The organism is Hymenobacter lapidiphilus (assembly GCF_013377885.1).
GTDB lineage: Bacteria > Bacteroidota > Bacteroidia > Cytophagales > Hymenobacteraceae > Hymenobacter > Hymenobacter lapidiphilus.
Map to the genome: position 1 here is coordinate 23,428 of NZ_JABKAU010000040.1, position 10,353 is coordinate 33,780.

Consider the following 10,353-nt stretch of genomic DNA (forward strand, 5'->3'; position numbering starts at 1 on the left):
CATGAAACGCGCCCTTCCGGTTCTGCTGCTGCTGATGGCCGCCACGGCAGGGCTGGCCGGCGAGTTCTGGCTGGAGCCGGCGCGGTTTGTAGTGGCCCCCGGCACGCGCATACACCTGCGGCGGCTGGCTGGCGAAGATTTCCAAGGCCAGCCCTGGGGCGGCCGCCGCGCCCGCCTGGAGCTACTGCGGCACTACGCCCCCGGCGCGGCCCCCACCGATTTGCTGGCTGCTGCCGCCACTCCCGATACCATCCAAAGCACCGTTACGCTGCGCCAGCCCGGCACCCACCTTGTGGCGCTGGTCACCAACAACGCCCTCATCACGCTGGAGGCCGATAAGTTCTCTGCTTATCTGCACCAGGAGGGCCTCGACAACGTGCTGGCCCTGCGCGAGCAGCGGGGCCACACCGACCAGCCCGGCCGCGAGGCCTACCGGCGCTGTGCTAAAACCCTGGTGCAGGCCGGCCCGCCCTCCCCCACCGATACGGCCAGCGCCTGGGCCCGGCCGGTGGGCCTACCGCTGGAGTTGGTGCCCGAGCAGAACCCCTACACCCTGGGTCCTGAGGGCGCACTCACAGTGCGCGTGCTGCGGGCCGGCCAGCCGGTGCCGGGCCAGTTGGTGCTCCTGTGGCGGCGTGGTGCCCAGCCCCGGGCGCTGCTGCAGAAACTTCGCAGCAACCAAAACGGTCGGGTGTTGTTACATTTGTCCGGCCCTGGCCAGTATCTTGTCAGCACCGTGCACATGGAAAGCGCACTGGCCGCTTCCGGGGCCGACTGGCAGAGTACGTGGAGCACGTTGACCTTCGGGGTACCGGGAAAAACCCGGTATTAAATCCGAAAGCCAGCTTTTTCGGCATTCACTCCGGGTTTACGCCCAACGGCTTTTTTTGCTACCTTCGCAACTACTCCCAAAACAACCGAACCGACCTGCGGTATGAAGTACTCCATCGATAAAAAAGAAACCTACACTATCATCACGATTGACGAGAAAAAGCTCGACACCACTGTCGCGCCCGATTTGAAGTCGGAATTCGTGAAGCTCAATGCCGAGGGCATTAACAACCTGATTCTGGACCTGAGCAACGTGAAATACACCGATTCGTCGGGCCTGAGCTCCATCCTGATTGCCAACCGCCTGTGCAACTCGACCGGCGGCCTGCTGGTAATGACTGGCCTGCAGGACCACGTAATGAAGCTCATCACCATCAGCAAGCTCGAATCGGTACTGCACATTCTGCCCACCGTAGAAGAAGGTATCGACCGCATCTTCCTGCACGCCATCGAGCGCGACCTCACCAGCAAGGAGTAATTTTTTGGCTGCAAGCTATAAGCTGCAAGCTGCAAGCCTTCGTTCTGCCGACTCGTTCTCAGAACCAAAGCTTACAGCTTGCAGCTTATAGCTTGTAGCCTTATTCACCCTATGGAGTTTGAGCTGAAAATCCTCGGCAGCGCCTCGGCCACCCCGTTTCTCGACCGCCACCACACGGCCCAGGTGCTGAACGTGAACGGCATGCCCTACCTCATCGACTGCGGCGAGGGCACCCAGCGGCGGCTGCTGGAGTACAAGCTGCGGCCCCAGCGGCTGCAGAATATCTTCATCAGCCACCTGCACGGCGACCATTTTTTCGGGCTGTTCGGGCTGCTGGGCACCATGAACCTAACCGGCCGCACCGAGCCGCTGCACCTTTTCGGCCCGGCCGGCCTCGACGAAATTCTCACCACCCAGTTCCGGCACTCGCACACCCACCTCAACTTCACGCTCGAATTCACGGCCGTCGACACCACCGCGCACCATCTTATTTTCGAGGATAAAAACCTCACGGTGCATACGCTGCCCATGCGCCACCGCATTCCGTGCTGCGGCTACCTGTTCCGCGAGAAACCCAAGCGCCGCCGGTTGCTGGCCGGGCAGCTACCCGCCGGCCTTACGCCCGCCCAGCTCACGGCCCTCACGCTGGGCGAAGATGTACGCGACGAATCCGGCCAGGTGCTGGCCCTCAATGCAGCCGTTACCACCGAGCCCAAACGCGCCCGCAGCTACGCCTTCTGCTCCGATACGCTCTACACCGAAACCCTGGCCGAACTGGTGCAGGGCGTAGACTTACTTTACCACGAGGCCACGTTTCTGGACGATATGCGGGAGCGGGCGGCCATTACCCACCACAGCACCGCCCGCCAGGCCGGACTACTGGCCCGCCGCGCCGAGGTGCAGCGCCTGCTCATCGGCCACTTCAGCAGCCGCTACCGCGACTTGGAGCCGCTGCTAGCCGAGGCCCGCACCCAGTTCCCCTGGACCAGCTTGGCCGTGGAAGGCAGCACGTTCTCGGTGGCTGAGTAAGGGCCCGGAAACCGCAAGAAGCTAAAGCAGCCCGTCATGCTTGTTTTGTCCTTCAACCTTCTTCGTACCCTCCTGCTCCCCCATGCCCGCCAAAACCTTCGCGCACAAAAAACAGCAGCTCTACCTAGTGCTCAGCGGTATTTTTATCGTGAATGCGCTGCTGGCCGAAATTATTGGAGTGAAGATTTTTTCGGTGGATAAGCTGATGGGGCTGCCCGGCAACCTCACGGCGGGCGTCATCATCTGGCCCGTGGTATTCATCACCACCGACATCATCAACGAGTACTTTGGGCGTGCGGGCGTGCTGCGCATCAGCTTCCTCACGGTGGGTCTCATTCTGTACGCCTTCCTCGTAATTCTGGCTACGACCGAGCTGCCGCCGGCCCAGTTCTGGCTCGATGTAAACAGCACCGATTCGCAGGGCCGGCCATTCAACATCGATTTTGCTTACCACAGCATTTTTCGGCAGGGGCTGGGCATTATCATCGGCTCGCTCGTGGCCTTTGTTATCGGGCAGCTGCTCGATGCCAGCATCTTTCAGTGGTTCCGGCGCGTGGCAGGCGGACGTTACGTCTGGCTGCGGGCCACCGGCTCCACGCTCGTCTCCCAGCTCGTCGATTCGGTGGTCGTGCTGTTCGTGGCTTTTTATGTGTTCGGTAACTGGACGCTGGACCAAGTGCTGGCTGTAGCCAACACCAATTACTGGTATAAATTTGCGGCAGCCGTTCTGCTCACGCCCGTGCTCTACCTCGCCCACTATGTCATCGACCGATACCTGGGCCGCGAGGAAACAGAGGCGCTACAGGAGCAGGCGGAAGCTGATATCAGCGTGTAAAGCCCTTTAGTATGATGCGTATTTTTTTGCTGGCTTCCATTCTTCTAATCAGTGGATTAATGCTGGAAGCGCGGGCACAAACAGGCGACAATACGATTATTATTGGCCCTGGTGAACCGGGGTACTACATTCTCACGGATAACCGAATCAGGCAGTATCCGGCCAGGCTCAAGGTTTACGCAAGCCAATTGGTTGCCAAAGATGAGCAGGGTAAGGTCAGCAAATGGAAACCAGAAGAGGTGTACTATGTACGCACGGCCAAACAGCGGTTCATTGCCCTCCAGGATTTCAGCATAAAAAACACGTTTGGCTACCTGGAAATAAAAAGGCCAGTTTTCGTGCAGCTCCTCGACAGCGGTACCTTTTGCCTGATGCGCTACGACAACGGCTACCTTCACGACGGCAGCCGCCTTCCTGCGCTATTGCTTGCCCGAACCGGGGCCGAGGAGCGGCCGCTTACCATTCCCTACGATGCTTCTTCGGGAATAGGAAAGCACTTGGGCGCGGGTAAAAAGTTTCGCGAAGCGCTGGCCCCCTACGTTACCACCCGCCCGGACCTGCTGCAGCTCTTGGATGAGAAGAAAATATCCATCGACAACCTCGCTTTCTTTGTCCGGGCCATTAATACAGGCAGGCCCTTTGATGGCCCTATCGCGAAGCCCTCGGATTTGGATTAGAGTCAGCCCGCCCCAGCAACTACCATCCGTTGAAACCTGAATCAGCTGATGAGCAATTCGGAGAATAAATGGTAGATGCGCCACATTCTGCATGCATACTTACTTACAACATCAGGCTAACGGCTAACCGCTGCTGGCTAATACCTTAAGACTCATGTCCCGCATCCTTACCGGAATCCAGAGCACTGGCCGCCCCCATTTGGGCAACCTGCTTGGTGCCATTCTGCCCGCCATCGAGCTGTCGAAAAACCCGGCCAACGACTCGCTGTATTTCATTGCCGATCTGCACTCGCTTACCACCGTGCGCGACGCGGCGCTGCTACGCGAAAACACCTACGCCGTGGCCGCCGCCTGGCTGGCCTGCGGTTTCGATACCGATAAGAACCTGTTCTACCGGCAGTCGGATGTGCCGCAGGTAACGGAGCTGACCTGGTATCTAAGCTGCTTCACGCCCTACCCGATGCTGGCCAACGCGCACAGCTTCAAGGATAAGAGCGACCGGCTGAGCGACGTGAATGCGGGCCTGTTCACGTACCCCGTGCTCATGGCCGCCGACATCCTGCTCTACGATGCCGAAATAGTGCCGGTGGGCAAAGACCAGGTGCAGCACCTCGAAATTGCCCGCGACATGGCCCAGGCCTTCAACAGCCGCTACGGCGAAACCCTGGTGCTGCCCCGGCCGCGCGTAGATGAGCAAGTGATGCTGGTGCCCGGCGTTGATGGTCAGAAGATGAGCAAGAGCTACGGCAATACCATCGATATTTTCGTGGACGACAAAACGCTGCTCAAAAACATCAAGACCATCGTTTCGGACAGCACCCCGCTCGAAGCGCCCAAAAACCCCGATACCGACACCACCTTCAAGCTATTTTCGCTGGTAGCCAACGCCGACCAAGTGGCCGAAATGCGCCAGAACTACCTCAACGGCGGTTACGGCTACGGCCATGCCAAACAGGCGCTGTTCGAGGCCATCCGCACCCGCTTTGCTCAAGAGCGCGAGCAGTTTACCTTCTACAGCCAAAACCTGCCCGAAGTGGACAAAAAACTGGCCGAAGGCGCCCGCAAAGCCCAGGCGTACGGCTCGGGCGTCCTCAATAAGGTGCGCGAAAAAGTGGGCTACTCGCCGCGGTAACCAACAAGCGGCCTGTCATCCTTTATCAGCGCAGGATGGCAGGCCGCTTACTGCTGAAATCAGTACTGCAGGCCGTCGATGTTATGGGGCTTTTGCTGGTTGCCAAAGCTGAATCCAACTTTGCTGCCCCGGCTCACCTGCTGGTTTTCCAGCTTCTGCTTAACGGTAATTTTCTGGATATCGGTCATGGGCGGGGCAATCAGGTCGTTGTTGACGGCCGCAATCATGGCGCTTTCCACGAACAGGCGCAGCGCGTCTTCCGTCACCACATTGTCCGACATGTCGTTGTCGGGTAGTTCGAGCTGCTGCACACCTTCGAGGTAATAGTGCTGGTCGATGTTGATGAGCAGGCGGCCCACCAGGTAGCCCGGGTCGTTGAGGCGCTGGTATTTGATGCTGTCGGCCATAAAGTTGTAGGCCATGATGTGGCCGAAAAACCGTCGCCGAAAGTCCTCCTCCACGTATTTGGTGGGCATTGGGCCGTAATCGTCGGGGAAAGTAACGATGTTGGAGTGCAGCACAAACACCAGCAAATCGCCGCTGAAGCGGATGTGAAACTCCATCTCATTGACAGGCCGGTACTCGATCATCACCGACGCATCGACGGTGGCCACCTTGCTGCTGAGCTCCTCAACCAGCAGCTGCGAGGCCTGCCGCAGCAGCTCGAAAGTTGATTGCGTCTGACGGTAGATTGCCTGCTTGGCTGAGGATTTCTGCCGCAGCCCCTCAAAAATCTGGTTGAGGCGGTCGGCGGGAGCAGCGGCCGGGTCGCCGGGGGCCTGGGGTACCAGCCCGTCGGTGTTGGGCGCGCCGGCCAGATTGGCATCGGCCGTTGTACGAATGGGCTTGCGGGCACTGGTGGGCGGTGGGCCCAGGGAGCGGGTGAGCTTGGTGGGGCGGGAAATTTCGTCGTCCATGCAGCAGAGAAAAGTTGAGGCGCGACTGGAAGCGCGGATGAAAATCAGGTGGGAATGTCCTACTTACGCAAAAGCCACGATTCTTGGTGCAGCCGACCAGTCATTCCGTTCACAAAACGGGGCCCGGTAATTTACCTATGGCCTAACACCGGTGGCCCGGGCAGCGCGTCCGCTACGGACCAGGCACTGCACCGAAAAGCCACTGTGCGCAGGCCCTGGTGCGGAAAACCGGCCGTGGGCGGCAGCAGCATGGCGCGGGCCGCGGGTTGGCTAAGCGCCTCCCCCACCGTACGCACGGCTCCGGCTGGCACGGCGCACTTTTCCAACTCCAGCAGCAGCGCTGCGCCGCTTACCTGCGCTATCCGCTGGCTTAGCAGCTCCTCCAGCTCGTGGCGGTGAGCTACGCGGGCGGGGTTGGTGCTGAAGCGGGCATTGGTGGCCCAGGCAGGCCGGGAAAGCACAGCACAAAGCTGACGAAACTGCCCATCGGAGCCCACGGCCAGCAGCAATTGGGTGCCGTCGGCGGCGGTGTACACGGTACCATAGGGCACAATGCTGGGGTGGCCCGAGCCCAGCGGCTGCGGCTCGTGGCCCGTTACCAGCCAGGCCGTGCCCTGGTTGACCAGCGAGGCCAGCGCGCTATCGTGCAACGATACTTCGAGCAACGCGCCGCGGCCGGTTCGCTCGCGCTGGTAGAGAGCCAGCAGCAGGGCTTCCTTTAGCTGGTGGGCCGTGAGCAAGTCGATGAGGGCTACCGGCATTTTCTGGGCCGGCTGCCCCGGGCCGGCGGCGTTCAGGTGCATAAAACCGGCTTCGGCCTGGAGCACGGCGTCGTAGCCAGCTCGGGGGCTGGCGGGCCCGTAGCCAGTAATGGATCCGTACAGCAGCCGCGGGTTCAGGGCCGCAAGCGTGGCGTAATCGGCTCCCAGCTTCTCGGCGTCGCCGGGTTTGTAGGAGGCCAGCACGATGTCGGCCCCGGCGGCCAGCGCGTGCAGCTCTGCCTGGCCGGCAGCGGTAGTCAGGTCGAGTACGCGGCTGGTTTTGCCCCAGTTGACCGCGCTGAAATAGGCCGAAACCGGGGCATCGGGCACTTCGGCGGCCGTGCGCCAGGTGCGGGTCACGTCGCCGGCCGGCGCTTCTATTTTCAGCACTTCGGCTCCCAGCTCGGCCAGAAACTGGCCCACCTGGGGCCCGGCCAGCACCGAAGCCAGCTCCAGCACGCGCAGGCCATGTAGCGGAAGGTCCGTCATTGAGAAAGGATTAAGTTTGGAATGTCATGCTGAGCGTAGTCGAAGAATCTCTACCGCAATGGTAATCATAGCGGCGGCAACGAAGCGGTATAGATTCTTTGGACACTGGCTCTATGCGCCACATGCTCAGAATGACGGGCTTTTTCCTTTCTACTCTCACTGCTAATCACTCACCCGCTACTATACCCCCGGTTGCGCAGGCCCTCGCGGGGGTTAGCCAGCAGTTCCAGGCGGCCGTCGTGCAGCAGGTACACCACGTCGCAGAGGGCCAGCACTTCCTCGTAGCGGTGGTCGGTGAGCAGTAGGCCCTTGCGCCGCTTCACGCGGCGCATCACTTCGGTCAGAACTTCTGTGTGTACGGGCATTACGCCGGTGAAAGGCTCATCGAGGAGCGTGAATTGGGTGTTGGCGTGCAGCAGCAACAGCACCTCCACGAGCCGCGCGGTGCCGCCCGATAGCTCGCCAGCCGGCTGGTTTAGCTGAGCCAGCAGTTCCGGAAAGTCGCGTAGCGCCGCGGCGGCATCTAGCCCAAGCAGTTGGGCCGCCGCGGCCAGCTTGAGTTGGGGCGGCAGCAGCGGCGTCTGGGGTAGGTAGTTGAGCAGGCCCGGCTGGCGGTAGGCCGGCACCATCCGCCGCCCGTTTAAGCGCACCGAGGCATCGGCTACCGGCCGGGCCCCGAATACGGTTTATTTGCCGCAGCCGTTGCGGCCCAGCAGGCCCACTACCTGCCCGGTTTGCACCCGCAAGTACACATCCGATAGCAGCACCCGGTTGCCGAATTTGAGTTGGATGCCGTCGGCTTCGAGTACATGCGGCGCACCAGGTGCGGGCACGGAATTAGGACAGGCAGGCATCAGGCAGCTAGTTGGCGAATGAGGCCGACCAGCAGGGCAAAGCCTGCCGTATCGAACACCACCAGCGGGGCCCACAACTGCCATTGGGCCAGGTGCAGGTTGCGGTAGAACCAGTGCTGGTTGGGCCATGTGCGCTGCCCGATGTACCAGATCAGCGGAAAGGTGCTCAGCTTCATCAGCACGACGCTTGTGTTCAGCGGCAGTGGCCAGTTTCCAAACATCACCGCAGAGCCCAGAACCAGCCCAGAACCCAAACTGGTGAGCGGCAACAGCTGCCGGTAAAACAGAACCACCGCCCGGCGGTACACAGCAAAATCCATAGGTATAGTACAGGAAATACGGGGTGCTAACGGCCGGCACCGCCTTTTATTCCCTCACGCCCAGCCGCCCGAATACCGGAAACGTAATGGTTTGCTCGCCCGGGCCCCACAAGCCCGTCAGCTCGTCGGCCACCGAGGCTACTAAATCGGCGCCGTGGTGCTGGCGGGCATAGTTGGCAACGGCCGACCAGGAACGCAGGTAGCCCAGCATATCGGCCACTCGCCACTGCCGCCGCACCTCGAAACCCGCGCGCTGCACGCCGGCAAACGGGAACGGAATGCGGGCGTACTCCTCCTCGATGTGCTGGCGGTTGGTATCCCAGTAGGGGCCCGCGGTTTCGTTGTGGAACCGATTTAGCGCCTCATTGAGCGCAGGGTTTTCGGAGTGGCAGAACTTGTAGCCCCACTCGGCCAGCACGCCCCCGGGCCGCAGCACCCGCAGCGCTTCCTGGTGGAAAGCGGCGGGCTCCAGCCAGTGCAGGGCCTGAGCCACAGTTATCAAATCGAAGCTCCCGGCCGCGAAAGGCGTGTTTTCGGCCCTACTGATTTGGTAGTCCACGTTGGGCAGCGCCGGGGCTTCGGCCAGCTGGGCCGCGCTGATATCCGTGGCCGCCACCCGCCCGAAATACCCGGCCAGCGCCGCCGCTACCTGCCCGTTGTCGGTGGCGCAGTCCCAGGCGCGGGCGCGGGCCGTCACCTGCGGCAGCAGCCACGCATACAGCTCCGGCGGGTAGCTGATGCGGTAGCGGGCGTACAGTTTAGCCTGAGCGGAGAATCGGTCGAGCATGGGCTGGTTGTCAGTTGCTGGTTGTCAGTTGCTGGTTGTCAGTTGTCAGTTGTCAGTTGTCAGTTGTCAGTAAAGAACGTCATTCAGAGCGAAGCGAAGAATCTCGCGTGAGGTTGCTGAGCTGCATTTGAACGTCAGCACGCGAGATTCTTCGCTTCGCTCTGAATGACGTTCTTTACTGACAACTGACAACCAGCAACTGACAACTAGACTATGCCCATCCAAACTGGCCTGCTGGCCTACGGTATGTCCGGCCGTGTTTTCCACGCGCCCTTTCTGCAGGCTAGCCCACACTTTGCGCTGCAAGCCGTGGTGGAGCGCAGCCATAAAGCTGCCGCCGACTCCTACCCTGGCATCAGCAGCTACAATACGGTGGCCGAATTGCTGGCCGACGACGCGCTGGAGCTGGTGGTAGTGAACACGCCCAACGACACGCACTTTGCACTGGCCCGGCAGGCGCTGGCGGCCGGCAAGCACGTACTTATTGAAAAGCCGGTGGCCACCACCGTGGCCGAGCTGGACGAGCTGCTGGCCCTGGCCCGGCAGCAGCAGCGGCACCTGCTGGCCTACCAGAACCGCCGTTGGGATTCCGACTTTCAACTGGTGCGCCAAGTGGTGGAAAGTGGCCGGCTGGGCCAGCTTGCGGAGGTGCATTTCCGCTTCGACAGGTACAAGCTGGCGCTCAACCCCAAGCAGTTCAAGGAAGACCCCGCCGCACCCGGCAGCGGCCTCAGCTTCGACCTCGGCCCCCACGTGCTCGACCAAGCCCTGAGCCTATTCGGCCGGCCGCTGCGCCACCGTTTCAGTCGCGCCCACCACCGCCCCGGCTCGCGGGTCGACGACTACTTCCACGCCCACCTCGAGTACCCCGAAGGCCTGCACGTATTCGTGGCCGGCTCGTTGCTGACGGCCGCGCCGGGCCCGGCCTACGTGCTACACGGCACTGCCGGGTCGTTCCAAAAAACCCGCGCCGACGTGCAGGAAAACCAATTGGTAGCGGGCCTCTCCCCCACCGCCGCCAGCTATGGCCACGAGCCTACCGGGGCCGCAGGCGTCCTCACGCTGGCCACCGAGCCGGGCCAGTTCAGTGCCGAGCAGCTGCCGGCCCCGGCGGGTAATTACACCGGACTATTCGAGGCCGTGTACCAGACCATCCGCCACGGCCAGCCTTTCCCGGTAAGCCCCGAACAGCTCCGTTGGCAGTTGGAGATACTGACGATATAAGGCACTAATCTCCGCCCTA

13 protein-coding genes are annotated in these 10,353 nt (G+C 61.5%); 7 read left to right on the forward strand and 6 right to left on the reverse strand.

What is annotated here, in order from left to right:
• Window position 1: 1 nt before the first annotated feature.
• From HW554_RS16930 to trpS, 6 genes are all read left to right on the forward strand, one after another.
• Entirely contained in the window at window positions 2-832 is an 831-nt protein-coding gene (locus tag HW554_RS16930; RefSeq protein WP_176909761.1) for a DUF4198 domain-containing protein, read from the forward strand.
• A 102-nt stretch (window positions 833-934) separates the two neighbouring features.
• Entirely contained in the window at window positions 935-1,309 is a 375-nt protein-coding gene (locus tag HW554_RS16935) for an STAS domain-containing protein (protein WP_019947928.1), read from the forward strand.
• Between the two features lie 111 nt (window positions 1,310-1,420).
• Window positions 1,421-2,338: a ribonuclease Z gene (locus HW554_RS16940; protein ID WP_176909762.1), complete on the forward strand. Its 918-nt coding sequence runs from the start codon at window positions 1,421-1,423 to the stop codon at window positions 2,336-2,338.
• Window positions 2,339-2,420: 82 nt separating this feature from the next.
• Window positions 2,421-3,173, forward strand: coding sequence for a queuosine precursor transporter (locus HW554_RS16945; protein ID WP_176909763.1), 753 nt, complete (start codon window positions 2,421-2,423; stop codon window positions 3,171-3,173).
• Between the two features lie 11 nt (window positions 3,174-3,184).
• Window positions 3,185-3,850, forward strand: a complete 666-nt coding sequence (locus tag HW554_RS16950; protein WP_176909764.1) for a hypothetical protein — start codon at window positions 3,185-3,187, stop codon at window positions 3,848-3,850.
• A gap of 154 nt (window positions 3,851-4,004) precedes the next feature.
• The gene (gene trpS / locus HW554_RS16955) at window positions 4,005-4,982 is read left to right on the forward strand and encodes a tryptophan--tRNA ligase (RefSeq protein WP_176909765.1); all 978 of its coding nucleotides are present in this window, start codon (window positions 4,005-4,007) and stop codon (window positions 4,980-4,982) included.
• A 59-nt stretch (window positions 4,983-5,041) separates the two neighbouring features.
• On the opposite strand, the gene HW554_RS16960 is transcribed toward trpS, so the two are convergent.
• The 6 genes from HW554_RS16960 to HW554_RS16985 all read right to left on the reverse strand — a co-directional run bounded on the left by HW554_RS16960 (window position 5,042) and on the right by HW554_RS16985 (window position 9,110).
• Window positions 5,042-5,899 (reverse strand): hypothetical protein, encoded by an 858-nt coding sequence (locus HW554_RS16960; RefSeq protein ID WP_176909766.1) that lies wholly within the window; start codon window positions 5,897-5,899, stop codon window positions 5,042-5,044.
• A gap of 131 nt (window positions 5,900-6,030) precedes the next feature.
• Complete coding sequence (locus HW554_RS16965) at window positions 6,031-7,149, reverse strand: CaiB/BaiF CoA transferase family protein (RefSeq protein ID WP_246285411.1); 1,119 nt, start codon at window positions 7,147-7,149, stop codon at window positions 6,031-6,033.
• Window positions 7,150-7,319: 170 nt separating this feature from the next.
• Window positions 7,320-7,778, reverse strand: a complete 459-nt coding sequence (locus tag HW554_RS16970) for a hypothetical protein (RefSeq protein WP_176909767.1) — start codon at window positions 7,776-7,778, stop codon at window positions 7,320-7,322.
• 57 nt (window positions 7,779-7,835) lie between these two features.
• Window positions 7,836-8,003, reverse strand: coding sequence for a hypothetical protein (locus tag HW554_RS16975; protein ID WP_176909768.1), 168 nt, complete (start codon window positions 8,001-8,003; stop codon window positions 7,836-7,838).
• Window positions 8,003-8,323, reverse strand: a complete 321-nt coding sequence (locus HW554_RS16980) for a hypothetical protein (protein WP_176909769.1) — start codon at window positions 8,321-8,323, stop codon at window positions 8,003-8,005. Before HW554_RS16980 ends, HW554_RS16975 begins: the two co-directional genes overlap by 1 nt.
• 46 nt (window positions 8,324-8,369) lie before the next feature.
• Window positions 8,370-9,110: a class I SAM-dependent methyltransferase gene (locus HW554_RS16985; RefSeq protein ID WP_176909770.1), complete on the reverse strand. Its 741-nt coding sequence runs from the start codon at window positions 9,108-9,110 to the stop codon at window positions 8,370-8,372.
• Window positions 9,111-9,323: 213 nt separating this feature from the next.
• Here HW554_RS16985 and HW554_RS16990 point away from each other — a divergent pair, with 213 nt between their 5' ends.
• Window positions 9,324-10,334, forward strand: a complete 1,011-nt coding sequence (locus HW554_RS16990; protein ID WP_176909771.1) for a Gfo/Idh/MocA family oxidoreductase — start codon at window positions 9,324-9,326, stop codon at window positions 10,332-10,334.
• The last annotated feature ends 19 nt before the right edge of the window (window positions 10,335-10,353 follow it).

Excerpts from the sequence above, each read along its gene's own strand:
- HW554_RS16930 (WP_176909761.1), top strand. The coding sequence starts at position 2 with ATGAAACGCGCCCTTCCGGTTCTGCTGCTGCTGATGGCCGCCACGGCA.
- HW554_RS16970 (WP_176909767.1), bottom strand. The coding sequence starts at position 7,778 with ATGGTGCCGGCCTACCGCCAGCCGGGCCTGCTCAACTACCTACCCCAG.
- HW554_RS16960 (WP_176909766.1), bottom strand. The coding sequence starts at position 5,899 with ATGGACGACGAAATTTCCCGCCCCACCAAGCTCACCCGCTCCCTGGGC.
- HW554_RS16985 (WP_176909770.1), bottom strand. The coding sequence starts at position 9,110 with ATGCTCGACCGATTCTCCGCTCAGGCTAAACTGTACGCCCGCTACCGC.
- HW554_RS16980 (WP_176909769.1), bottom strand. The coding sequence starts at position 8,323 with ATGGATTTTGCTGTGTACCGCCGGGCGGTGGTTCTGTTTTACCGGCAG.
- HW554_RS16940 (WP_176909762.1), top strand. The coding sequence starts at position 1,421 with ATGGAGTTTGAGCTGAAAATCCTCGGCAGCGCCTCGGCCACCCCGTTT.
- trpS (WP_176909765.1), top strand. The coding sequence starts at position 4,005 with ATGTCCCGCATCCTTACCGGAATCCAGAGCACTGGCCGCCCCCATTTG.
- HW554_RS16935 (WP_019947928.1), top strand. The coding sequence starts at position 935 with ATGAAGTACTCCATCGATAAAAAAGAAACCTACACTATCATCACGATT.
- HW554_RS16990 (WP_176909771.1), top strand. The coding sequence starts at position 9,324 with ATGCCCATCCAAACTGGCCTGCTGGCCTACGGTATGTCCGGCCGTGTT.
- HW554_RS16975 (WP_176909768.1), bottom strand. The coding sequence starts at position 8,003 with ATGCCTGCCTGTCCTAATTCCGTGCCCGCACCTGGTGCGCCGCATGTA.
- HW554_RS16945 (WP_176909763.1), top strand. The coding sequence starts at position 2,421 with ATGCCCGCCAAAACCTTCGCGCACAAAAAACAGCAGCTCTACCTAGTG.
- HW554_RS16965 (WP_246285411.1), bottom strand. The coding sequence starts at position 7,149 with ATGACGGACCTTCCGCTACATGGCCTGCGCGTGCTGGAGCTGGCTTCG.
- HW554_RS16950 (WP_176909764.1), top strand. The coding sequence starts at position 3,185 with ATGATGCGTATTTTTTTGCTGGCTTCCATTCTTCTAATCAGTGGATTA.